Genomic DNA, 23868 nt, shown 5'->3' with positions numbered 1-23868 from the left:
TCCCGTTCAAGCAATAGTTGCTATTCCCCTGGCTTGTTTTCTGTCCGGTTTTCTGCCTGATTCTCCGCCTGGCTCTCGATATGCTCCAAAAGGTCTTCGGGCTTTACTTTTGCGGTTTCCTCATTCGGGCTGAACTTCAGAACAACCGTCGGCAGGATGCTCAGTTCCAGCTCAATACTGGTGAAATGGAAGCGTTTGAAATTCAATTTGCTCCTGGCGGCACTGGCCCGGAACAGGGAGCTCAGGATCGTATTGATCAGTTTCTTGTCTTTGGTTTCTTCTAGCAGGGCTGCCTTTTCTTCGTCGCTGATCAGTTCCCGAAGGTGCAGGTGCGGCACGATCTTGGGGTCAAGCCCCAGGCCGACCTCAATTTCCGTCACGTCATAGCCCGCGCGCTCGATATAGGGCATGGCTTCGTTGAAATTCTGCGCAGTTTTGCCAAGCGTGTCGCCACTGAAATTCTTGAGGCCACCAAGTGTCGCGCTATAGACGTCGCTTGCGCTTGTAGCCCAGCTGTGGCCGGGTTTGCGGCCCAGAAGCGCCTGGCGCATTTCTTCCAGCACTTCCGGTAGGCGTTTGGTCATGGTTGTCCCCTCTGTCTTTCGTTTTCCGCAGTATGCTGGCAAGCTTCGAGGGACGCAATAGGGCCTTCGCAGATATATTGACAGCGCTGTCTTTCATCTATAGGACTCATGCATGACAGTCATGATAAAAGTCAGGCTGGAAAATATATGTGCTTTCAATAATCAAAATGACCCATGCCCCTGGGCGAAGCACAGCTGTTATATTGGGAAGGTACACCGGACGTCGCGGCCCTATGGTCGCGCCCATATCCGGTTAACAGTGAGGGGCATTTTCATGCATCGTAAATTTTCTGCGCTCTTGATTCTTGTGCTGGGTGTGGCATTCGCCGTCAGTGCAAGTCCTGCAAGCGTTTCATCCCCGGACGGCAAGCTGACCGTTCTTCTGGAGGCAGGCCCCGAGGGCGCTTTCTACAGCATCGAACGTGACGGCCAGCCCGTCATCGCGCCGTCCAGGCTTGGTTTCAAGTTCCGCACCCAGGCGCCGTTTGCAGATGATCTGGAGATCAAGAGCGTCACCGCCAGCAGTTCGGATGAAACATGGGAGCAGCCATGGGGTGAGCGTCAGTTCATTCGCAACCATTTTAATGAAATGCGGGCCACGGTCGCCGAAGCGGCAGGGAATGGCCGCAGCGCCACCGTGGTGTTCCGCCTCTATGACGACGGCGTCGGCTTTCGCTATGAAGGCGATTTCGGCAAGGCCGAGATCATGGACGAGCTGACTGAAATTTCAGTGGCCGAAGCGGCGACTGCGTGGTGGATACCGTCCCGCGAGTTCAACCGGTATGAATATATCTACAATGAAACCCCGCTTTCTGAGGTAACCATCGCGCATACGCCGATGACGTTCCGCACAGAATCAGGCCTGCATGTCAGCCTGCATGAAGCAGCGCTGGTTGATTATTCCGGCATGTCGCTGTTGCGCACCGAAGGCCAGACTTTCAAGGCGGACCTTTCCCCTTGGGCGGACGGCGCCAAAGTGAAGCTAAGCGGCGCATTTAAAACGCCCTGGCGGACGCTGCAGATCACAGAAGCTGCAACCGGCCTTCTGGATTCGAACCTGATCCTGAACCTTAATGAACCCAACAAGCTTGGTGATGTGTCATGGGTGGAGCCCGGCAAGTATGTCGGCATCTGGTGGGGCATGCACCTGGCGATCAACACCTGGGGCTCTGGCCCCAAGCATGGCGCAACCACCGAAGAGACAATGAAGTATCTCGATTTCGCGTCGAAATACGGCTTCAAGGGCGTGCTGGTTGAAGGCTGGAACATCGGCTGGGACGGTGACTGGTTCAATAACTGGAACCTGATGAATTTCACCGAAGCCTATCCGGATTTCGATTTTCCGAAACTTGCGGCCTACGCCAAGGAACGCGGCGTTCGCATCATCGGCCACCACGAAACCTCCGGCGGTGTTACCAACTATGAAAACCAGTTGGAAGAGGCGTTCGATCTTTACGAAAAGATGGGCGTTCGCCAGGTGAAAACCGGTTATGTGGCCGATGCGGGTGAAATTGCCCGCGAAGAAGGCGGCAAGGTCTTCTATGAATGGCATGACGGCCAGTGGATGTCGCGCCATCATGAAAAGGTTCTGGTGGAAGCCGCCAAGCGCAAGATTTCCATCAACTCGCATGAACCGATCAAGGACACAGGCCTTCGCCGCACCTATCCGAACTGGATTTCGCGCGAAGGTGCGCGCGGCATGGAGTATAACGCCTGGGGCAGCCCGCCGAACCCGCCTTCACACACGGCTGTTATTCCGTTCACGCGCATGCTGTCCGGCCCGATGGATTTCACGCCTGGTATTTTCGACCTGCACTATGAAAAAGAACAGCCGGACAACCGGGTGCAGACCACGCTTGCCAAACAGTTGGCGCTTTATGTGGTGATCTACAGCCCGATCCAGATGGCAGCTGACCTGCCTGAAAACTATGAAGCGCGCATGGATGCCTTCCAGTTTATCCGCGACGTGCCAACGGACTGGTCAGAGAGCAAGGCGCTCACGGGTGACATTGGCAAGCATGCTACCTTTGCCCGCAAACAGCGCGGCGGGGATGATTGGTTCCTTGGCAGCGTCACCAATGAGGACGCGCGCACGCTGGATGTTTCGCTCGACTTCCTTGATGCGGACCGGGCCTATGAGGCGCAGATTTACCGCGATGGTGATGACGCAGACTGGGATACCAACCCATACGCCATGGTGATCGAGAAGAAGCGCGTCACGGCGGCTGACAGCCTGAAACTGCCGATGGCGGCAGGTGGCGGCATCGCCATTCGTTTCAAGGCGCTTTAAGGCCAAACAGCATCATATTGATGCGAAAGCCGGCTTCTGCCACACTGCAGTCCAGTGGAGGCAGGGGCCGGTTTTCTTTTGGCCGTTGAAGACTTTGTTTAGGGGGGGCATATGCCGGATTGTATTTTGGCGATGGATCAGGGCACGACCAGCAGCCGTGCCATCGTGTTTGACCTGAATGGCGATATTGTCGCCGTGGCCCAGCAGGAATTCCGCCAGATTTTCCCGGCTGACGGCTGGGTAGAACATGACGCGAATGAGATCTGGGACACCAGCATCAAGACAGCACAAGCCGCGTTTAATGAGGCGGAAGCCAAAGGCTTTACGGTCAAGGCCATCGGCATCACCAACCAGCGCGAGACATCCGTCTTGTGGGAACGGGACGGTGTAAAGCCGGTTCACAATGCAATTGTCTGGCAGGACCGGCGTACAGCAGGCGTGTGTCAAAGGCTGAAGGACGAAGGCCATGAGTTCGAAGTGCAGGACAAAACGGGCCTGCTGCTGGACCCGTATTTTTCCGCCACAAAGCTTGCTTGGCTGCTGGAAAATGAGCACGGCGTGCGCGCACACGCTGCCGCAGGCAAGCTCGCCTGGGGCACCATTGACAGTTTCCTGATTGCAAAACTGACTGGCGGCAAACGCCATGTCACCGATGCCACCAACGCCAGCCGCACCAGCCTTTTCAACATCCGCACGCAAGAGTGGGACGAAAGTCTGTTGCGAATATTCGGTGTGCCCGAAAATGTGTTGCCTGAGGTGCTGGACAGCTGCGCCGATTTTGGCGAGACGACGGCCGACCTGTTTGGGCGGTCTATTCCCATCCTGGGGGTGGCGGGGGACCAGCAGGCAGCAACCGTGGGGCAATGCTGTTTCGAGGAGGGCGCGATCAAAAGCACCTACGGCACCGGGTGCTTCGTGCTGATGAATACAGGCGAAAATCTTGTGCCGTCGAAGAACCGGTTGCTGACCACTGTCGCTTACCGGATAGGGGGCAAGGCAACATACGCGCTTGAGGGCTCCATCTTCATCGCGGGCGCAGCCGTGCAGTGGCTCAGGGATGGTATCAAGGTTTTGGACCATGCGCGCGACAGTGAAGCATTGGCGCGGCAGGCCGGGGATGATCACGGCGTCTATATGGTGCCGGCCTTCACGGGCCTCGGCGCGCCTCACTGGGACCCGCATGTGCGCGCCGCCCTTTTCGGCATGACCCGCGCGACCGGCCGGGCAGAGATCGTGCGGGCGACGCTTGAAAGCGTGTGCTTCCAAACGCATGACCTGTTTAGCGCCATGGCGGAAGACGGCATCAGCCCAAAGGTTCTCAGGGTTGATGGCGGCATGGTGGCCAATGACTGGCTGGCGCAGATGCTGGCAAACCTGCTGGCGCTCCCGGTGGACAGGCCAAAGGTGATGGAAACCACAGCGCTGGGGGCTGCCTATCTGGCGGGATTGCAGGCCGGGCTCTATTCAGGTTTCAGTGATCTCACAGCCCAGTGGCAGCGCGAGAGGCGTTTTGTTCCAGCAGGCGGCTTCGGCCAGCGGGAGGCGATGCTCGGCAAGTGGTATAAGGCTGTGGCCGCCGCTCGGTCGTTTGCCTAGTACCTAGTCCGTGTTTGCGGACATCCAGGCTGCAAGCGCGGCTTGCTCGTTCTTGCTCAGGCGCAAGCCCAGCTTTGACCGGCGCCACAGGATATCCTCTGCGGTGCGGGCCCATTCCTCGCGCATCAGATAGCGCACCTCGGCTTCATAGAGCCCGGCGCCAAAATGGGTGCCCATGCCGTCAAGGCTTTCGGTGCCTTCCAGGACTGTCCGGATGCGGCTGCCGTAGGCATTGCACATGCGGTCGACGGTTTCGCCCTCAAGCCAGCTGAAGCGGGTGCGCATCTCCGCCTTGAAATGCTTGAGCGCTTTGGCGGGGGTGACGTCTTCTGGCAGGCTGCCGCCGGGAAGGGGTGTATAGCCCGTCCAGTCATCCAGGGAGAACGTCAGGAAGGGCGAAAGCTTTTCCATCGCCTCTTCCGCCAGGCAGCGATAGGTGGTGATCTTGCCGCCAAAGACAGACAGCAGGGGCAGCGTGTCTTCGCGGGTGTCCAGGTCAAGGTGATAGTCGCGGGTGGTGGCGGAAGGGTTCACCTCGCCGTCGTCATAAAGCGGTCGGATGCCGGCATAGGACCAGATAACGTCCTCAGGCTGCACGCTTTTTTCGAAATATTCGCTGGCCGCAGCGCACAGATAATTGATCTCAGCCTCGCTGGCTTCCACTTTTGCCGGGTCGCCGGAAAAGGGCACATCGGTTGTGCCCAAAAGTGTATATTTTTCCTCATAGGGGATCGCGAAAATGACCCTCTTGTCCGGATTCTGGAAGGTATAGCACCGCGGCCCGTCATAAAACGCCGGAACCACAATGTGACTGCCTTTCACCAGCCGCGCGTGGCTGTGTGCGTCTTCAGACATGATACAGTCACGCAGCGTTTTTTCAACCCACGGACCGGCTGCGTTTACAAGTGCATCTGCTTGAAATTCAATAACTTTTCCGCCTGGCGCCTCAACGCGGATGCGCCAATCCCGGTCTTCCCGCACAGCATCAAGGAAGCGGTGGCCGTTGAGAAGCGTAGCCCCCCGGCGCTTGGCGGCGAGCGCGTTGGCAATCACAAGCCGGGCGTCATCCACCCAGCAATCGGAGTATTCGAACCCCTTTTTGAATCGGCTTTTGAGCGGCGTGCCCTTTGGGTCTTTCCTGAGGTTCAGGCTTTTGGTTTTCCTGAGCAGCTTCCGACCGCCCAGGTGGTCATAGAGAAAAAGCCCCAGGCGCAGGATGAATGCCGGCCTCAGGCCCCTATGGTGCGGCAGGATGAACCTGAGCGGCCGCACCAGATGGGGGGCCATACGCCACAGTGTTTCCCGCTCCTTGAGGGACTCCCGAACCAGGCGGAATTCGTAATGTTCCAAGTACCTGAGGCCACCATGGATCAGTTTGGAGCTGGCCGACGATGTTCCTGCCGCGAAGTCGGTCTGTTCTACCAGAACGGTCTTCAGTCCGCGCCCCGCGGCGTCGCGCGCGATGCCGGTGCCATTGATGCCGCCGCCAATGACAAACAGGTCGCACCTGATTGGATCAACATCCGCCATCATTGCCTGCACTGCCTTCCACCATCCACCGGTATCACAGTGGACCAACCGTTCGGCTTGGTCAGGGAGAGGACACCCTGAAGGGGGGCGCCTGTTTCGCTAACACTCTGGCGAAGCATAAGTTTTGCCTTCAGGGTTGGGGCAGTGAAGGTTTGCCCACGCGGGATATCAGCCACACGTTCCTCAGAAGTTTCGGAACGCCTGAGTGTCATTTGGCGGCCTTCCACAACCATGGTGACATTGTCCTCTGTCTGGGCAAATATCGGGGCTTGTGCAGGGGTGCCATCTTCCGTGCGCGGCCGCAACACCAAAGCGCACTGGCCAGGCCAGAGCGAGAGATGATAGGCGTTCAGGCTGCCGGCATTCAGTGCCTGCGCCTCGGGCGTCTGAAGCGGTTTGGCGCCGTATGCGCCGCACCCCGCAAGCATCAAAACCAACAAGATTGACACCGACCGCACTGAAACTGTCTCCCCTTGGGCGGCCTGAAGTTGTGGTGCCACCTCTATCTGATGTAGGCAACATGAGCAAAGGCTGGGCACAAGATCAAGCCCCTTGAGGCATATGGGCACATTTTGTCGCGCCATAGTGCCCATTTTCGTACGGCATGGTTCAAAAGGGCACAGGCCATAGTGCCCTTTTTCGCGCTTTCGGCCACCGGTAGTGCCCTTAAGTGCCCCGCTCAGGGTGCCCAAGCTGACCACTGCAGTTTCTATGCTTTCGCTAGAAGGCCGTTCTGGGAAGTTCGCCTGCCTCAACCCCATAAATTTAAAGAGAACACCTGTGATTGACAGCGCTGTCTTTTCTGGCTACTAGTGAAGGTTCAGTTTTGATTTTTTGCATCCCGGCTGATGGGAAAGGGCTGTTGATGCGCGGTGTTTTTGCGGTGGCGATTGGTGTCGATGCCGCACCCGAAAGGGAAGGGGTATGACAGAGACCAAAAGATGTATTGTTGCCGATATCGGTGGCACCAATGGCCGGTTCGGCATTGCGACCTTCCGTGAAGGGCAGGTCAAGCCGGATATCGACCAGGTGATTGTCTTCTCTTGCCGCGAATTTGGCAGCCTCAGCCAGATGCTGGGTGCCTATATCGCAAAAATCGAATCGCCTGTCCCGCGCGAGGCCAAACTGGCCATTGCAGGGCCAACCACGGAAAAGAAGGGCCGACTGACCAACCTGGGTTGGGAAGTGGATGCCGATCAAATTGAGAGCACCCACGGCCTGGAGGTGGTCAAGTTTGTCAACGACTTCGGTGCGCTTGCCCGCGCCTGTCCGTTCCTTGAGGAGGGTGTGGATTATGTCACGCTCAAGAATGGTGAGGCAGACCCGGATGCCCCCATATCTGTCATGGGGCCGGGTACCGGTTTTGGTGTGGCGCTTCTGGTGCCGAACGGCAAGGGTTATCACACTGTGTCCACCGAAGGCGGCTTCATGGCTTTCGCCCCTGGGTCACGCCTTGAGCATGACCTGACCGAGCACCTGCGGGCCGAGCTTGGCTATGTGTCTGTCGAAAGCTTCCTGTGCGGCGAAGGCATCGCTCGTATATACCGATTCCTGGTGGATTATGGCGGCGGCGGAGACCGCAACCTGAGTCCTGCGGAAATCACAAAGCTCGCCGCTGAAGGCGGGGCGCCTGCCTGCACGCGCGCTGTGCAGCTTTTCCTGTCTATCGTCGGGTCGACGGCCGGTGATATTGCGCTGGTGCATGGCGCCAGGGGCGGCGTGTTCCTGGGCGGCGGCATCCTGCCGAAGATTGCCGACATGGTCGGACCAAGCGATCTTCTGCGCCGCTTTGTCGCCAAGGGCGCACAGTCAGCCTATGTGGAAACCATTCCGGTGCACCTGATCACAGCCGAATATGCGGCGCTTGTCGGCGCCGCTGTGGCGTAGCTCTTCAAACATTCTGTTGCTGAAAAAAAGCACCCCGGTCAGCCTGCGCTGCCGGGGTGAAGATGTGCTCCTTGTGGTAGGCATGGAGTGGGAGGTCACCTGCCCCAAGCCTGTGGCCCACAAAGAGGCCCCTAAACTGTTGGAAGCCTATGCCCGGGACAGCAGGGCCATCAGCTTCCGAGGAAACGAAACGATTGGCGGAACCAGGGGTGCCAAGGGAGGGGAGGAAGCACGTGGAAGGTGCCAAGCGGCTGCCCCTGATTCCATCTTTTTTGCAAAATAAAGCAAAAAATGAAAATTGCAACAAAAATTGCAAAGATGCTCGATGTTCTGGGCAGCTCCGCAGCGGTGTGCTTTAGCAGGGTTTAGGTGCGGAATTTATGTAAACTATTGTTTATAATGGAGATATGCGGACTTCTGGCTACTATCCCTCATTGTGAATGTCGAATTTTTTGTGAAAAAATTTGAAAATAGATTGCAAAAATGTGCAAATATATGTTTATGTCGATCCTACGCGAGAAGGACGAGTAGGCCCAGGAAGGCAGCCCGGCAGGGTAGGGAAGTAACGGGATAGTTTGGTTGATGGCTTTGGCGCAGCATAATAAAAGTGATAATGGCGTGAACCAGGCAGCTCAGGCGGACACCGATTGGTGGCGCGGGGCGGTAATTTATCAAGTGTATCCGCGCAGTTTCATGGACGCGAGCGGTGACGGCGTCGGTGACCTGAAGGGTATCACTGACAAGCTGGATCATATCGCGTCGCTGGGGGTCGACGGCATCTGGCTGTCGCCTTTCTTCACCTCGCCCATGAAAGATTTTGGCTATGACGTTGCCGATTTCTGCGATGTCGACCCAATCTTTGGCACATTGGCGGATTTTGACGCGCTGCTTGCCCGCGCGCACGCCCTTGGCCTGAAGGTAATCATCGACCAGGTCTATAGCCACACGTCGGACCAGCACCCCTGGTTCCAGGAAAGCCGCAAGGCGCGCACGGGCGACAAGGCTGACTGGTATGTCTGGGCTGATGCCAAGGCTGACGGTGGCCCGCCGTCCAACTGGATGTCTGTTTTCATGGGCTCTAGCTGGACATGGGACGAGGGCCGGGGCCAGTATTACTTGCATAATTTCCTTGAAAGCCAGCCAGACCTGAATGTGCATAATCCAGACGTGCAGGATGCGCTTCTGGAAGCCGGGCGTTTCTGGCTTGATCGCGGTGTGGACGGTTTTCGCATGGATGCGGTCAATTTCATGATGCATGACCCGGAACTTCGGGACAACCCGAAGGCCTATGAATATCGGGGGGACAAGCCGTTTGACCTGCAGGAGCATCTTTATAATCAGAGCCACGCAGACATCCCCAAATTCCTTGAGCGCGTGCGCGCGCTGATGAATGAATATCCAGGCACCTTCACCGTGGCCGAGGTGGGCGGCGAGCGCGCGCTGGAAGAGATGCAACTGTTCACCCGCGGGGAAACGGGCCTTAACACAGCTTACAGCTTCGAATTTCTTGAGGCAGACACCCTATCAGCGAAGGTGATCCGCGAGGCGGTTGAGGCCTGGCCGGACGCGCCGGGCATGGGCTGGCCGTCTTTCACCTTCAGTAATCATGACAGGCCGCGCGCGGTCTCCCGTTGGGCGACTGAGACAGCAATCGAAGACAATCCGGCGTTTGCCAAAATGCTGAATATGCTGATCCTCAGCTTGCGTGGCAGTGTATGCCTCTATCAGGGGGAGGAGCTCGGGCTGCCACAGGCCCATGTGCCGTTCGAGCGCCTGACAGATCCGGAAGCCATTGCCAACTGGCCATCAACGCTTGGCCGTGACGGCACGCGGACCCCCATGCCGTGGGAAGCAAATGCCGATCATGCAGGTTTCTCTAGTCACGAGCCCTGGCTGCCGGTGGACCCACGCCACGCGGCGCGTGCGGTGAGTGTTCAGGAAGGCGATGAAGCCTCAGTGCTGAATGCCCTTCGGGCGTTCCTCAAATACCGCAAGGGCGAACCTGCGTTGATCAAAGGGGGGATCAGGTTCCTGGAGGCCCCCGAGCCCGTGCTGGCTTTTGAACGCACCCATGAGGGAGAAACCCTCATGTGCGTCTTCAATCTTTCAGGAAAGCCACAGGACTGGCCGGTAGCAGGTGTGTCAGGTGGCGCACGCTTCAGCCTCAATGGCGCCGCGCCGGGCGAGCGTCTCCCCGCCTTCGGCGCCTGCATTTTTTAGGGAAGTTCGGGCGGGGTTTTGTCCGCCCTCATCCTAACCCACAACCAATGTTTCACTCTCGATCTTGTCGCGGTTCTGATCGCGGATTTCCGCTGCCGCGTCGTCATAAAGGAATGGCAATGTGGCGAAGCGCTCCCCCTTTGTGACCGGTGTCGCCTCATGAAGGAGCGAACAGGAAAAGACCACAGCCCCCCCGGTTGGCGGCTTATAGGTGCGGGTGCCGAATTCAGGGAACATCAGTTCGCCGCCTTCATAGTCTTCCGCGTTCAAATTGATGCTGACGGCAAAGCGTCGGTGCGCTGTGCCGCTTGTGGTATTGTCGCGGTGGCGCTTGAAGAAGCCTTTGTCTTCCTCAGCGTAGCGCGAGACAATGTAACGTTCGATCCGAGTGGCGTTGAACTGAAAGGCTTTCTGGATTTCCGGTTTCAGCCTTAGCGCGATGGCGCGATTGATTGTGTTGCGTGTTTTTGCGTCCGTGATGTGCGCGTCACTGCGGCGCTTGAAGCTCGAATCCATCACCGGCACGGTGCGTCCTTCTATCTCGCGCATGAAACCTGACTGGTTCGGGTTGCCTTGTCGGTAAAGGTCAATCAGGTGTCTGCAAAACTTGGGTGTCAGCACGCGGGGTACCAGCAAAACCGGTGCCCAGGGTTCCTGGTTTGTCGCCGCATGGTCATTGGCCCGGGGCAGGGACCTGATCATGCCGATAAGCCTGTCGACTTCTTCCAGCGCGCCCCTGCCATAGACGCGCAGTGTTGGGTCAAGAAGATACCAGGCGCCTGTGAACGCCAGGCCTTCTTCCGTTTCCTGCGTCGTGCCGTATGATTTTGCAATTTCCATGTCCGGGTCATGGAAAACGCGGCCCCGTTTGAACAGGGGCTTCAGGCTGTCGCTATGCAGGTCTTGTTCCTCGCGGCTGACGGCAAACAGGACCAGTTCATTTTCATTCTTCGGCAAGTTTGCTTCTGTCAGGGCATTGGAGAAAGCACGCCCCTTCGGGTCGCTGCTGTCGCCAATGAAAGCCAGCATTACAAAGCGCCCGCCCAAGCTGGAAAAATTGAACCTTGAGTTTGTGGCTGTCGGTGCGTGAAACCAAGGTACAGGTCTGCCCCATTCGATGAAGGACCCATTCTGCATAGTGTGTAACTCTCAAAAAAGCGCCTCTCAGCGCTATTTCCTGCCGCTAGGCAGCCCCAAAAGGTGCTGTGCGACCCACAGGCACCAAAGAATTTCATACGCCAGAAAAAGGCCTCAGGGAATAGAGATCCGTACTCGTCGTCGCCTTTTCCCCCTCACTTGGTAATTTTCCCTTTCCAAACCCTATCTGTTTCGGATAATGGGGGCGTGAAAAGGTGACCAGACCAAACGGTCCCATCTGTTTCGAGTTTTCCAAAAATTGAATTTTTGAATTTCCCATTGATTGAGCGGGGCGGATGTCCCACCCTCGGGGCATGCGTGGAGGCACGGGAATGCGAAGCAAACTGATCATCGGTTGGCGCGAATGGGCGACCCTTCCGGATCTGGGCGTGGACCGTATCAAGGCCAAGATCGATACAGGTGCCAAGACAAGCGCCATCCATGCCTACCGCGTGAAGAAATTCATGAAGGATGGCGCCCCTTGGGCGGAATTTCGCCTGCACCCCGTGCAGAAACACAAACGGCCTGAAATCCGCTGTGAAGCGCCGATTGTTGATGAGCGGGCGGTTAGAAGCTCAAGCGGGCATGAAGAGATTCGCTATGTTGTGAAGACGCTTTTGAAACTGGGACCGATCTCCCGCAAGGTTGAGCTGACGCTCACCAACCGGGACGACATGGGTTTCAGGATGCTGATCGGGCGCCAGGCGCTCAAGGGATTTTGTCTAGTAGACAGCGGTCTGTCCTATGGGCTCGGAGAGCCGGACGACCCGAACTTTAATTGCTAATGCCAAGGAAGAAGAAATCATGCGTATCGCACTTCTGACCCGTAACCCTGATCTTTATTCGCACCAGCGCCTGATGGAGGCAGCAAAGGAACGCGGACATGAGATGGACCCCATCGACACAATGAAGGTCTATATCAATATCGCCTCGCACCGGCCTGAGATGCGCTATAAAGGCGATATTCTTAAGGGCTATGATGCCGTGATCCCGCGGATTGGCGCATCGGTTACCTTCTTCGGGACTGCAGTTCTTCGCCAGTTTGAAATGGCGGGTGTTTATCCGCTCAACGAATCAGTGGCGATTACCCGTTCGCGCGACAAGCTCAGGAGTTTTCAGCTGCTGTCGCGTCGCGGCGTTGGCCTGCCGGTAACAGCATTTGCAAACGGCACCAGCGAAGCGGATGACCTGATCGATATGGTTGGCGGCACACCTGTGGTGATTAAGCTTCTTGAAGGCACGCAGGGCGTGGGTGTTGTGCTGGCAGATACGCGTGATGCGGCGCGGTCCATGATCCAGGCGTTCGGCAAGCTGAAGGCGCACATTCTGGTGCAGGAATATATCAAGGAAGCAGGCGCGTCTGATATTCGCTGCCTGGTGATCGACGGCAAGGTTGTGGCGTCAATGATGCGCAAGGGCGCAGAGGGTGAGTTCCGGTCTAACCTCCACCGGGGCGGCAGCTCGCGCACCATTAAGATCACGCCGGAAGAGCGGTCCACCGCTGTGCGCGCGGCCAAAATCATGGGCCTGAATGTCGCGGGCGTGGACATGCTGCGGTCCAACCACGGGCCGGTGATCATGGAAGTGAACAGCTCGCCGGGGCTTGAGGGCATTGAGAAAGCCACGGGCATTGATGTTGCGGGCAAGATCATCGAGTGCATCGAGAAGAAGGCAGGCCCGAACCGTACCCAAACCAAAGGGAAGGGCTAAGCCCATGAGCGGCGAGCGCGCCGCGCGCCGTGCGCCTTTTACGTTCGGGAAGCATAAGGTTCAGCCGGGCAGTCGGGCGTCATTGGCGCTGGAGCTGCCGGGCCAAAGCCGTTACACACCGCTTTCCATGCCGGTTCACATCGTGCATGGCAGGAAAGATGGCCCCACCATGTTCATCTCGGCGGCCATCCACGGCGACGAGATCGGCGGGATCGAGATCGTTCGCCAGCTTCTGAAACAGAAGGCGCTCAATCGCCTGCGCGGCACGCTCATTTGTGTGCCGGTGGTCAATGTATACGGGTTCCTCAACCATACCCGCTATATGCCTGACCGGCGCGATTTGAACCGGTCGTTCCCCGGCTCTGAGCACGGCTCGCTTGCGGCCCGCGTGGCCCATGTGTTCAACACAGAAATTCTTGAGCGCGCCGACTATGGCATCGACCTGCATACCGGCGCCAATCACCGCACCAACTATCCGCATATCCGCGCCAACATGGAGGACGCGGAAACCGCCCGTTTGGCGCGCGCGTTCAACACGGCCGTGATCGTGAATGCCACGCTTCGGGACGGGTCGTTGCGCGGCCACGCGGTGGAGCAAGGCGTGCCTGTGCTTCTCTATGAGGCAGGCGAAGCGCTGCGGTTTGAAAAGCTGGCAGTCTCTGCCGGTGTGCGCGGCATTCTGAACGTTCTGGGGGCTGTGGGCATGATCAAGCGTGCGATCAAGCGCCGCCCGCATGTGACGGTGGAGGCAGAGACCTCCCACTGGGTGCGGGCGAAACGTTCGGGCCTGATCAGGAACCCGATCGCGCTCGGCAGTCATGTTGAAAAAGGCGACCGGCTGGCGCACCTGAGTGACTGGCTGGGGGATGAGGAAAGCGAAATCAAGGCCACCAAAGAAGGTGTTGTCATCGGGCGCACCAACCTACCGATTGTCAATGAAGGCGACGCGCTTTTCCATGTAGCCGAATTCGACAATGCTGAAAAGGCGGGCAAGACCGTGGAACGCTTCGCAAGTTCGCTCGAAGGCCTGGGCGAAGGCGATTATGTCGACCCTGTTGTGGCGGAAGAATAGCCTCTAGAACCGGTCTATCCGGTAGGGCGTCAGGTCAATTCCTGGTACCTTTCCGCCAATCAAGTCCCGCATCAACTCCCCTGTAATCGCCCCGTGGGTCAGCCCCATATGGTTATGGCCGAAGGCGAAATAGACGCCTTTATGCCTAGGCGCAGGCCCGATTACCGGAAGACTGTCCGGCAACGTGGGGCGAAAGCCCATCCAGGGCGTGGCGCCTTGGGCCTGAAGGTCCGGCAGCAAGTCTTGTCCCTGCGGCATCAGCGCATGAGCCTGCCTAATATTGGGCGGCAGCTGGAGCCCGCCAAGCTCCACCCGTCCGGCAAGGCGAAGCCGCGCGTCCATCGGGGTCGCGACAAAGCGGCGCTCGTGATAGGTGGTGGGCACCCGCGGCATCACAGTGGGCTCGTCCAGCATCAGGTGATAGCCGCGTTCGGTCTCCAGGGGGACCTTGTACCCCAGCATGCGCGCCAGCTGGTGGGACCAGGCGCCTGCCGCAATCACCACTTTCTGCGCGCGCACCCGGTCCCTGCTTGTGGTCAGCCCCAAATGGGTGGGGCTGTGGTCCATGCCGGTAACGGCCTGCCTTTCAATATGCCCGCCCCTTTGGGTGAAGCGGCTCGCCAGCATGCGCACCAGCGCCGCCGGATCGGTAACGTGCGCAGAGGCGGGGAAGCATACGGCGCCCTTCAGCGCAGGGCTTAGTGACGGGTCAAAGGCCTTGAGCTCTGTGGCGTCCATCAGCGCCGTTTCCACGCCGAAATCCGTCAGTAGGCGTTGTTCGCGTGAGGCGGCTGAGAGGTTTTTTTCACTTTCAAATACCACAAGCGTGCCGTCCTCAACCAGCAGGCCACCCAGATCAAAGCGTGCGTCCAGGCTTCTGTATGCCGGCAGTGCGCGGGCGTTCAAGGCCGCGATGGCCTCTGTGCCCCGCCGCACCTGCACAGGTCGCCCCGCCCAAAGGAAGCGCATCAGCCACGGCATCAGCTGTGGCAGGTAGGCAGCTCGAATAGAAAGCGGCCCGTTGGGCTGAAGTAGCATTTTCGGCACTTGCATGAGCGTGGCGGGGGAAGACAGCGGAAAGATATGTTCGACCGCAATATGGCCCGCGTTCCCATAGGAGCATTCCTCGGCCACGCCTTTGCGGTCAATAAGCCAGACATCATGGCCTGCCGCCTGCAGCTCAATGGCTATGCATACGCCAATGATCCCGGCACCGATGACGGCAATTTCGCAATCAAGCCCATACGTGTGGGTGAGTACCTTTTGGCTAAGGGGGGCGGGATTGTCCATCGGAGGCCTTTCGAAAAAACATACCAGGGCATAAGAAACAGGCTTGAAATAGCATATTGTATACAATATACACAATTCAAATCTGAAACAGGCCGCATAAAAACCGGCCGTCAACAAAACCCTATAGAACGCCGAAATGCAGGCGTTCCCTAGTCTGGAGACAAGAAGATGATTGATTGGTCTGGAGTATTCCCTGCAACAACCACTCAGTTCAAAGATGACGAAAGCCTGGATATCGAAAGCACGCAGCGCGTGATCGATGGCCTTATCAAGGACGGCGTTCACGGCATTATCGCGCTTGGTACCGTGGGTGAGAATGTATCGCTTTCTGCAGATGAAAAGCGCCAGGTAATCGCAGCGGCGAAAGAAGTTGTGGATGGCCGCGTGCCGCTATTGTCCGGTACAGCGGAATATACATCGAAGCTGGCGGCGGGTTATGCCCGGGATGTGGAGCGTATCGGCATTGATGGCCTTATGTTGCTCCCGGCCATGGTTTATCAGGCGCAGCCGCGGGAGGTGATCACTCATTACCAGACAGTTGCGGCGGCGACCGAGTTGCCGATCATGATCTATAACAACCCAGTGTCCTACAAGATCGACATCAGTGTGGAGGCGATGAAGCATCTAGCCAAGATCGATAATCTGGTGGCGATCAAGGAAAGCTCCGAGGACACCCGCCGCATTATCGACCTGCAGAATGCCTTCGGGGACCGCTTCGCCATTTTTGGCGGTGTGGACGATATCGCGCTTGAGGCGCTGGCGCTCGGCGCACAGGGCTGGGTGTCAGGATTGACGAACGCATTCCCGGCGGAATCGGTTGCTATCTACAAGCTGATGAAAGCGGGCCGCACCGAAGAGGCGCTTGAGATTTACCGCTGGTTCATGCCGCTTCTGGACCTGGATACCATCCCGACGCTGGTGCAGTGCATCAAGCTGGTGGAGGAGATCATGGGCCGCGGCAGTGAGATGGTGCGGGCGCCGCGCCTGAAGCTGACAGGCGACGAGCGTGCCTATGTTGAAGCCGTGACCCGGCGGGCGCTTGAGACACGCCCGGCTTTACCCGCCGACCTGCAGGCCGCGGCGTAATACCCATGCGGCGCACGTTTCTGTGCATCGACGGCCACACGGGCGGTAATCCCGTCCGTGTGGTGCATGGCGCGGTCCCTGTGCTTAAGGGCCGGACCATGAGCGAAAAGCGCCAGGATTTCCTGAGGAACCATGACTGGATCAGGAAGGCGCTGATGTTTGAACCGCGCGGGCACGATATGATGTCCGGCGCGATCATTTATCCGCCCTGCTCGGACGATGCCGACGCAGCCATCCTGTTCATTGAGACATCAGGCGCTTTGCCCATGTGTGGTCACGGTCTTATCGGAACTGTAACGATTGGACTGGAGCATGGTTTGATCACGCCGCGGGGGGAAGGGCAGCTGGAATTGGACGTGCCAGCAGGACGTGTGAGTGTCAGCTACACCCGCGCGGGGGGCAAGGTCACCAGCGTGCGTCTCCGCAATATCGGGTCCTACCTTGCGCACAGGGATGTGGCGATTGAGGTTGAGGGGCTTGGGCCGCTCATGGTGGATGTGGCCTATGGCGGGAATTTCTATGCCATCGTCGATCCGCAGCCGGGTTTCAAGGGGCTTGAAGGCATGTCGCCAGCAGACATCATTCGCTTCAGTCCGCTGGTGCGCGAAGCGGTGAATAAGGCTGTCGATATTGTGCATCCAATTGATACGACTGTCAGGGGCTGCAGCCATGTGCTGTGGACTGGCGCGCCGAGTGCGGGAGCGGACGGCAGGAACGCCGTTTTCTATGGCGACAAGGCGATTGACCGGTCGCCCTGCGGCACCGGAACGTCAGCCCGCATGGCTCAGCTGGTGGCGCGCGGCAAGCTGAAGGCGGGCGACACTTTCATTCACGAAAGCATCATCCACAGCCGTTTCACCGGGCGGGTTGAAAAGCTGACAGATGTGGGTGGCAATCCGGGCATCATCCCGTCTATAGAAGGCCGGGCCTTTGTGACGGGGCTGAACACAATTTTTGTAGATGAGCAGGACCCCTTCCCAGAAGGGTTCCAGCTGGTCTGAGTATCGGGAGGGACATATGACAAAATTTGATAATTTCATCGGTGGCGAATGGGTGGCGGGCGCGAGCTATGCGCCGAACGTCAACCCGTCAAACACCAGCGACATCATCGGCGACTATGCGGTGGCGGACCGCGCCCAGGCGCTGGAGGCTATCAAGGTCGCCAAGGACGCGGCGCCCGGTTGGGGCATGAGCGGCATCCAGGCGCGGTTCGATGCGCTTGATTTCATCGCCACCGAACTGCTGGCACGCAAACAAGAGCTGGGTGAGCTTCTGTCCCGCGAAGAGGGCAAGACGCTCGCTGAAGGCATTGGCGAAGTGGCGCGGGCCGGGCAGATTTTTAAATATTTCGCGGGCGAGACGCTCAGGATCACGGGCGACGTGCTGCCGTCCACCCGGCCCGGGTTCGGCGTGGAAGTGACGCGCGAACCCGTGGGTGTCATCGGCATGATCACGCCGTGGAACTTCCCCATCGCCATCCCGGCCTGGAAGATTGCGCCGGCGCTTGCGTATGGCAACACGGTGGTGTTCAAGCCCGCGGGGCTGGTGCCGGGGTCCGCCTGGGCGCTTGCGGAGATCATCTCCCGCGCTGGCTTGCCCGCAGGCACCTTCAATTTGGTAAATGGCTCCGGCCGCGAAGTAGGTGAGACCATTGTCATGTCGGATGATGTGCAAGCCATCAGCTTCACCGGCAGTGTGCCGACGGGGTGTGACATCCGCAACCGGGCGGTGGCGCGCGGCGCCAAGGTACAGATGGAAATGGGCGGCAAGAACCCCCTGGTGGTGCTGGATGACGCAGACCTTGATATCGCGGTGGATTGCGCGCTTCAAGGCGCCTTCTTTTCCACCGGCCAGCGCTGCACCGCTTCCAGCCGGATTATCGTGACCGAAGGCATCCATGACGCGTTCGTTGATGCCCTGGCCGCAGCAACAAAGGCGCTGAAGGTGGGTGACGCGCGCGACAGCTCGACCCAGATCGGGCCAGTGGTCGACGTGGGCCAGCTTGAGAGCAACCTCAAATATGTCGAGCAGGCGTTGGTCGAGGGCGGCACGCTTGTGTGCGGCGGCGACCGAATTAAGGACAAACCCGAGGGCTTCTATATGGCCCCGGCGCTGATCACCGACACGAGGCCAGAGATGACGATCAACCGCGAGGAAGTCTTTGGCCCGGTCGCCAGCGTGGTGAAGGTGAAGGATTATGAGGAGGCGCTCAAAGTCGCGAATGACAGCCAGTTTGGTTTGTCCTCCGGTATCTGCACCAGCTCGCTCAAGTACGCGACCGATTTCAAGCGCCGGTCCGAAGCCGGGATGGTGATGGTGAACCTGCCAACCGCGGGCGTGGACTATCACGTGCCGTTTGGCGGCACGAAAGGCTCAAGCTACGGCAGCCGCGAACAGGGCGCTTACGCCAAGGAGTTTTATACCACGGTCAAGACCGCTTACACGCGGTCGGCCTGATAACCGACTCAGAACCCCAGAGCAGCCCTGCCGGTCACATAGCGGGGCCTCTCTGAGCTGACTCAGCTGCCATGCCCCATATGTTTTGAGTATTCTTGGGGCTGGCAGCTGTTTTTTCTTTTTAGCCAACGCATTGGACGCGCAGGACAAATGCAACCGCCTGTCGGTCTCGCGCTGTCGGTCCCTTGTCTGCCGCTGTCATTCCCGCGTCACATGTGATAGATAAAATTTTATCGATTCGGGGAAACGGTCAAAACCAGGGGGTGGAAAATGACCGATGTCGATTTTATCAAATCCGTTTGCACGGTGCCAAATGCGCCAGTAGGCACCAGTCCAGAAGAAGAACGTCTTGACGATGTCATGGCCAAAATTTCGGCCAGCATCCAACAGCCGAAATCAACCGACAGCCAAGTCCCGCCATGGGAACAGGAACCCGATACGCCCAGGAACAGCATTGGCTGGGTCATGGGCACGGGTGCCGAATACTGGCACCGGTTCACGAGCTGGTTCAAAGAGCTCGACGACGAAACACGTCAGGCATTCATGAGCGCTCACCCGGAACCCCAAGACTGGCGCGGCTTCTATGACGATCTGATTTCTGCAGCATAAAGATTTTTGTGCGACATGTGCGCACAGGCTGTAGTAATGGCGGCCCACTATGGCTAGGGTCCCCGCGTCCAAGAATGATGGGGGAAGCCTTATGCCATGTTTGTCACGCCTCGCAGCCATTGGCTGCGCGCTCTTTTTGTCTATCCTTCCTGCCCAGGCGGAAACACTTGAACAGGCAGTGGAATATGGCCTGGTCCCTGCGGTCCATGTAAGCGGTACGCCTCAGCGTTTTGACCTGATAGACCGCATGGATTGGTACCATGTGCCCGCACTTTCTCTGGCGGTGATCGATGGCGGGAAGGTGGTGTTCGCCCGGGCCTATGGTGACAGCGTGACCACAGATACGCTTTTCCAGTCCGCGTCGCTTTCCAAGCCTGTTACGGCCGTGGGTGTGATGCGTCTTGTTGACCAGGGCAAGCTTGATCTCGACACGGATATCACGCGCTACCTCACATCCTGGACCTTACCGGGCGGTGTCCAGTCGGCGGAAAAACCGGCGACGATTCGCGGCATTCTGGCCCATACGGCGGGCTTTACGGTGCATGGATTTGACGGCTATGCCCCCGGTGAGCCGGTGCCGACAATGGTTCAGATATTGTCCGGCGTTGCACCTGCCAACTCTGGCGCAATACTCATCGACAAGACGCCGGGCGAAAGCTGGCGTTATTCAGGGGGCGGTTATGTGGTGCTGCAGCAACTGCTTGAAGATGTGACTGGCGAGAACTTCAGTGCACTGATGCAGGCGGAAGTGCTGAGCCCGGCAGGCATGACCGGCAGCAGCTTCGCCCAGCTGCTTCCCGCGCCTAAGCAGCAGCTGCAGGCCAAGGCGCATGACCATTTAGGGCGTGAACGACCGACGCATGTTTATCCGGAAGAAGCACCGGCGGGCCTGTGGACCACACCGACCGAGCTTTCGCGCCTTCTGATTGATGTGATGGCGTCGGTGCGTGGGGAAAAGGGTATCCTGACGTCAGAGGCGGCGACTGAGATGGCCAAACAGCAAACGGAAGGCATGGGGCTTGGCTTCGCCTCAGACGGGGAGGGCGAAAACCTGCGCCTGTCGCATGGTGGATCGAACAAGGGCTTCAAGGCGCTTATGTTCGCCTATCCGGACCGCGATCAGGGCTTTGTGTTGATGACTAACGGTGACGGCGGCACGCATTTGCAGCTTGAAGTGGGCCGGGCGCTTGCAGCCCACTTTGGCTGGCCTGATATGGCGCCCAAGACAGCCGATATGGCGGCCCTGACAAACGCCGACGCGGCGGTGATTGAGGGCAACTATTGGATCGAGAAATACGGCTTCGGTTTCACGCTCAAACAAGTAGGCGACGGTTATGTGGTCACCACAGGCCGCGGCTCCCGCTATCTGGCCTACCCCACGGGCGACGGCAGTTTCATCTTCCGCGAGGACGGGCAGCCGATGAAGCTTCTTCGCGGCGATGATGGGGCGGTCTCGCTTGAGCTATGGGGCGCTGTGGCAACCAAAAAGTTGAATTAGGTTATTCACTTTATTTCGGATTTGTGATGCAGTTGGAGGCTGTCAGTTTGTTTGGGGCATAGATGGGGCTTTTGCTTTTAATTTTGGCTTGTGCGGGTTCGCAGGCTATGCTTTGGCTGACGGGGCCATTTCGGCACCTGAATCCAATCTTTCGTGCCTTCTTGGGCACTCTTTTGGGGACCCTGGCCGGATATTTGATGGTGGATCTGTTAGCCACGGACGCACTGGATTATTTCGCGGTATTTTTGGGGGTGGCAATTGCCTTCGGGGCTGCCACCCTTTTTGAGTTTTTGGCCTGGGTCCGGCGGCGAGCGGGCTAAACCGCCTCGGTTGCCTTCATCAGCCAGTCCTTTACCTCGCCGTCCACCTGCGGCGCCATCTCGGTGCGCACGCGGGCGTGGTAAGCGTTTAGCCAGTCAACTTCTGCTTTCGTCAGCAGGCTGAAGTCAATCAGGCGTGTATCGATGGGTGCGAGCGTCAGGTCGTGCAGCTCCAGGAAGCCGTCCTCGCCCTCCACAATCTCGCACAGGTTTTCAATGCGGATACCGAAGCGGTCGGCTTCATAATAGCCGGGCTCGTTGGTAATCGTCATGCCTGCTACCAGTTCAATATCATTCACCTGTTTGGCGATACGCTGCGGGTGCTCGTGAACCGAAAGCCCCACGCCCACGCCGTGGCCGGTGCCGTGGTCATAATCCAGCCCCACTTGCCACAGCGGCATGCGCGCCAGCGCGTCCAGCTGGTGGCCCTTTGTACCCTTGGGGAAACGCGCGGTGGCAAGGGCGATATGGCCCTTGAGCACGCGGGTATAGCGGTCTTTCACTTCGTCTGAAACATCCCCGATGGCGATGGTGCGCGTGGTGTCCGTCGTGCCGTCCAGATACTGGCCGCCGCAGTCCAGCAGGTAAATGGTGTTTGCTTCAAGCTTGCCTTCCTTGCCCGGCTCGGGCGCATAGTGGCACAGGGCGGCGTTGCCGTCGGCGGCCGAGATGCTCTCGAACGATGGCTCCATAAACTGGTTGGCTTCCTTCCTATGCTCCAGGATCTTGTCGGCAGCTTCGATCTCGCTGATCGGGTTGCCGGCCTTGGCGCGTTTGTGGGCGTTGGCGTCAAGCCACGAAAGGAACTTCACCCAGGCCACGCTGTCGCGCTTGTTGGCGGCGCGCATGGCCTGGCGCTCGTGCGTGTTCTTGTGTGCTTTCGCAAGGGTCACCGGGTCTGCCGCCTTGTGCACTTTGCCGCCTGCGGCTTCCACGATCTGGTTTGCCGCAACCGGGCTCCAGTTCGGGTCGATCCACACGGTTTTTCGCGCGCTGCCCGCTGCCTTCAGGGCATCACTGAGACTGTCCATGCTGCGCACCGTGACGCCTTTCATGTCGATGTCTGCACGGTCTGGCCCGAACTTGCGGTCGTCGATGAACCAGTCGGCGCGGCCGTCTGCGCGAAGCAGAACAAAGCTATGCGGCATGGGGTTATAGGGCACGTCCGCGCCGCGCACATTCATCAGCCAGGCGATATTGTCCGGCAGGGTGATCGCCAGCGCGTCTGCACCTGCGGCTTTCAGCAGCTTCGCGATCTTTGCGCGCCGGTCGCTCGCGCTTTCGCCCGCCATGTCTTCCGGGTAGGCGATAACACGGCCAAGGGGGGCGGCTGGCTGGTCATCCCACGCCCGGTCGATCAGGTTTTCCTGAACTGGCACCAGCTCCGCACCCGTGCCTTCAAGCTTGCCCGCGATCGCGTCAACCTGGGCGGACGTGTGAAGCCAAGGGTCATAGGCGATGCGGTCGCCCTTTGATGCCTTTTCACCCAGCCACTTGGCGGGTGGGTGGTCATGCAGATGCTGGTGGGAGAAAGTCTCCAGGTCTACCTGCCGGGCCACCTGAACCGTGTAGCGGCCATCAACGAAGATGGCGGCGTCATGCCTGCGCACAATCGCCATGCCGGCAGAGCCTGTGAAACCTGTCAGCCACTTCAGCCGCTTGTCGCGTTCAGCGATATATTCGCCCTGATGGACATCTGCGAGCGGCACAAGGAAGGCATCCACGCCTTCTTTTTCCATTTCTGCGCGCAGGGCGGCAAGGGGGCTGGTGGCAAGCATCGTGGTGTTTCCTCTGAACTAGTCGTTTTCTTGCATGTGCTTGATCAGGTCGTGCCGCGCGCCGTTGATATGGTCATGCAGCAAACCGATGGCTTCATCCTTGCGGCCTTTTTCGCACAGGTCCACCAGGTGGCGGTGTTCTTGGTTGGCGCGTTCGCGGTTTTCTTCGCTCAAGCTCAGTTGGGTACGCACATAGCGGTCCAGGTTGTCATGGATTTTCTTGACCATCTCAAGCGTGATCGGGCGGCCTGCAATTGCGTAAATCTCGGCGTGGAGCTGCCAGTTTATTTCCCCCCATTTGGTGGGGCTTGCGCTATCCATGCGATCAATGATCTTGCGGGCGCGGGCGATGACTTCAGGCGTCATATGATCAATGGCGCGGGCTAAAAGGTCACCCTCGAGCGATGTGCGAATGTCGAAATATTCGTCAATTTCCTCAATCGAAAGGCGCGAGACGATGGCTCCCTTGTAGGGCACGTTCACCACCAGGCCTTCCGCCTCAAGCTGCTGGAACGCTTCGCGCACCGGAATACGGCTGACCCCTAGTTTCTTGGCCACGTCATCTTGCCTGAGTTGTTCACCTTGTGCGTAATCGCCAGAAAGGATCAAGTCTCTCAGCGCATCCGCTACCTGTATCGCCAGCGATTTTCGTTTTACCGCCTGCACCTTTGCCATAAAAATATCTTCCCAAATTTACTGCTGTCAGCCCCCGAAGGCATCCTGGGCCGGTATATGTTTCGGTTTATACTGTATCCAATGTGCAATCGCACGCATTTGTATGAAATTTAGAAAAATATCTTTTTC

The 23868-nt window shown here is 58.3% G+C and carries 20 protein-coding genes; 13 read left to right on the top strand and 7 right to left on the bottom strand.

Going from position 1 to position 23868, the window contains the following annotated elements; translation table 11 throughout:
- Nucleotides 1–20: 20 nt before the first annotated feature.
- Nucleotides 21–584 (bottom strand): hypothetical protein, encoded by a 564-nt coding sequence (locus ACFO5Q_RS16570; protein ID WP_068146586.1) that lies wholly within the window; start codon nt 582–584, stop codon nt 21–23.
- A 274-nt stretch (nt 585–858) separates the two neighbouring features.
- On the opposite strand from ACFO5Q_RS16570, the gene ACFO5Q_RS16565 reads away from it, so the two are divergent.
- Complete coding sequence (locus tag ACFO5Q_RS16565) at nt 859–2874, top strand: glycoside hydrolase family 97 protein (RefSeq protein WP_068146583.1); 2016 nt, start codon at nt 859–861, stop codon at nt 2872–2874.
- A gap of 111 nt (nt 2875–2985) precedes the next feature.
- A complete protein-coding gene (gene glpK / locus ACFO5Q_RS16560; RefSeq protein WP_068146580.1) occupies nt 2986–4470 on the top strand; it encodes a glycerol kinase GlpK in 1485 nt (494 codons plus the stop codon).
- Nucleotides 4471–4473: 3 nt separating this feature from the next.
- Here glpK and glpD read toward each other — a convergent pair whose 3' ends face one another.
- Nucleotides 4474–6003 (bottom strand): glycerol-3-phosphate dehydrogenase, encoded by a 1530-nt coding sequence (gene glpD, locus ACFO5Q_RS16555; RefSeq protein WP_231727180.1) that lies wholly within the window; start codon nt 6001–6003, stop codon nt 4474–4476.
- Entirely contained in the window at nt 6000–6458 is a 459-nt protein-coding gene (locus tag ACFO5Q_RS16550) for a hypothetical protein (protein ID WP_068146570.1), read from the bottom strand. Before ACFO5Q_RS16550 ends, glpD begins: the two co-directional genes overlap by 4 nt.
- A 466-nt stretch (nt 6459–6924) precedes the next feature.
- Here ACFO5Q_RS16550 and glk point away from each other — a divergent pair, with 466 nt between their 5' ends.
- Together glk and ACFO5Q_RS16540 are read left to right on the top strand one after the other, a co-directional pair.
- On the top strand, nt 6925–7887 hold the full coding sequence (glk, locus tag ACFO5Q_RS16545) for a glucokinase (protein WP_068146567.1): 963 nt from the start codon (nt 6925–6927) through the stop codon (nt 7885–7887).
- A gap of 582 nt (nt 7888–8469) precedes the next feature.
- Nucleotides 8470–10107: an alpha-glucosidase family protein gene (locus ACFO5Q_RS16540; protein WP_082719815.1), complete on the top strand. Its 1638-nt coding sequence runs from the start codon at nt 8470–8472 to the stop codon at nt 10105–10107.
- 33 nt (nt 10108–10140) lie between these two features.
- Here the strand turns inward: ACFO5Q_RS16540 and ACFO5Q_RS16535 are convergent, their stop codons facing one another.
- Nucleotides 10141–11136 carry a 2OG-Fe(II) oxygenase gene (locus ACFO5Q_RS16535; protein WP_331709188.1) on the bottom strand — a complete coding sequence of 332 codons (996 nt, stop codon included), beginning with the start codon at nt 11134–11136 and terminating at the stop codon, nt 10141–10143.
- Nucleotides 11137–11576: 440 nt separating this feature from the next.
- Here ACFO5Q_RS16535 and ACFO5Q_RS16530 point away from each other — a divergent pair, with 440 nt between their 5' ends.
- The 3 genes from ACFO5Q_RS16530 to ACFO5Q_RS16520 are packed head-to-tail and all read left to right on the top strand — an operon-like array spanning nt 11577 to nt 14026.
- Nucleotides 11577–12029, top strand: coding sequence for an ATP-dependent zinc protease family protein (locus ACFO5Q_RS16530; RefSeq protein ID WP_068146558.1), 453 nt, complete (start codon nt 11577–11579; stop codon nt 12027–12029).
- Between the two features lie 19 nt (nt 12030–12048).
- Nucleotides 12049–12954, top strand: coding sequence for a 30S ribosomal protein S6--L-glutamate ligase (gene rimK / locus ACFO5Q_RS16525; protein WP_068146555.1), 906 nt, complete (start codon nt 12049–12051; stop codon nt 12952–12954).
- Nucleotides 12955–12958: 4 nt separating this feature from the next.
- Nucleotides 12959–14026: a succinylglutamate desuccinylase/aspartoacylase family protein gene (locus ACFO5Q_RS16520; RefSeq protein WP_068146552.1), complete on the top strand. Its 1068-nt coding sequence runs from the start codon at nt 12959–12961 to the stop codon at nt 14024–14026.
- Nucleotides 14027–14029: 3 nt separating this feature from the next.
- On the opposite strand, the gene ACFO5Q_RS16515 is transcribed toward ACFO5Q_RS16520, so the two are convergent.
- Nucleotides 14030–15316 (bottom strand): NAD(P)/FAD-dependent oxidoreductase, encoded by a 1287-nt coding sequence (locus ACFO5Q_RS16515; protein ID WP_068146547.1) that lies wholly within the window; start codon nt 15314–15316, stop codon nt 14030–14032.
- A 168-nt stretch (nt 15317–15484) separates the two neighbouring features.
- Between ACFO5Q_RS16515 and ACFO5Q_RS16510 the strand changes: the two genes are divergently transcribed.
- From ACFO5Q_RS16510 to ACFO5Q_RS16485, 6 genes are all read left to right on the top strand, one after another.
- Complete coding sequence (locus tag ACFO5Q_RS16510; protein WP_068146544.1) at nt 15485–16402, top strand: dihydrodipicolinate synthase family protein; 918 nt, start codon at nt 15485–15487, stop codon at nt 16400–16402.
- A 5-nt stretch (nt 16403–16407) separates the two neighbouring features.
- Nucleotides 16408–17403 (top strand): 4-hydroxyproline epimerase, encoded by a 996-nt coding sequence (locus ACFO5Q_RS16505; protein WP_068146541.1) that lies wholly within the window; start codon nt 16408–16410, stop codon nt 17401–17403.
- A 16-nt stretch (nt 17404–17419) separates the two neighbouring features.
- Nucleotides 17420–18859: an aldehyde dehydrogenase family protein gene (locus ACFO5Q_RS16500; RefSeq protein ID WP_068146539.1), complete on the top strand. Its 1440-nt coding sequence runs from the start codon at nt 17420–17422 to the stop codon at nt 18857–18859.
- Nucleotides 18860–19129: 270 nt separating this feature from the next.
- Entirely contained in the window at nt 19130–19468 is a 339-nt protein-coding gene (locus ACFO5Q_RS16495; RefSeq protein ID WP_068146536.1) for a hypothetical protein, read from the top strand.
- 91 nt (nt 19469–19559) lie between these two features.
- Nucleotides 19560–20966: a serine hydrolase domain-containing protein gene (locus tag ACFO5Q_RS16490; RefSeq protein ID WP_068146533.1), complete on the top strand. Its 1407-nt coding sequence runs from the start codon at nt 19560–19562 to the stop codon at nt 20964–20966.
- Nucleotides 20967–21028: 62 nt separating this feature from the next.
- Nucleotides 21029–21286, top strand: coding sequence for a hypothetical protein (locus ACFO5Q_RS16485; protein ID WP_068146530.1), 258 nt, complete (start codon nt 21029–21031; stop codon nt 21284–21286).
- Here the strand turns inward: ACFO5Q_RS16485 and ACFO5Q_RS16480 are convergent.
- Nucleotides 21283–23064: an aminopeptidase P family protein gene (locus tag ACFO5Q_RS16480; protein WP_068146529.1), complete on the bottom strand. Its 1782-nt coding sequence runs from the start codon at nt 23062–23064 to the stop codon at nt 21283–21285. The genes ACFO5Q_RS16485 and ACFO5Q_RS16480 overlap by 4 nt on opposite strands.
- Before the next feature lie 18 nt (nt 23065–23082).
- On the bottom strand, nt 23083–23739 hold the full coding sequence (locus ACFO5Q_RS16475) for a GntR family transcriptional regulator (protein ID WP_068146527.1): 657 nt from the start codon (nt 23737–23739) through the stop codon (nt 23083–23085).
- Between the last annotated feature and the right edge of the window lie 129 nt (nt 23740–23868).

The organism is Kordiimonas lipolytica (assembly GCF_042651265.1).
GTDB lineage: Bacteria > Pseudomonadota > Alphaproteobacteria > Sphingomonadales > Kordiimonadaceae > Kordiimonas > Kordiimonas lipolytica.
Note: the sequence above shows the minus strand (reverse complement) of the source record. Positions and strands in the feature narration are given on the sequence as shown.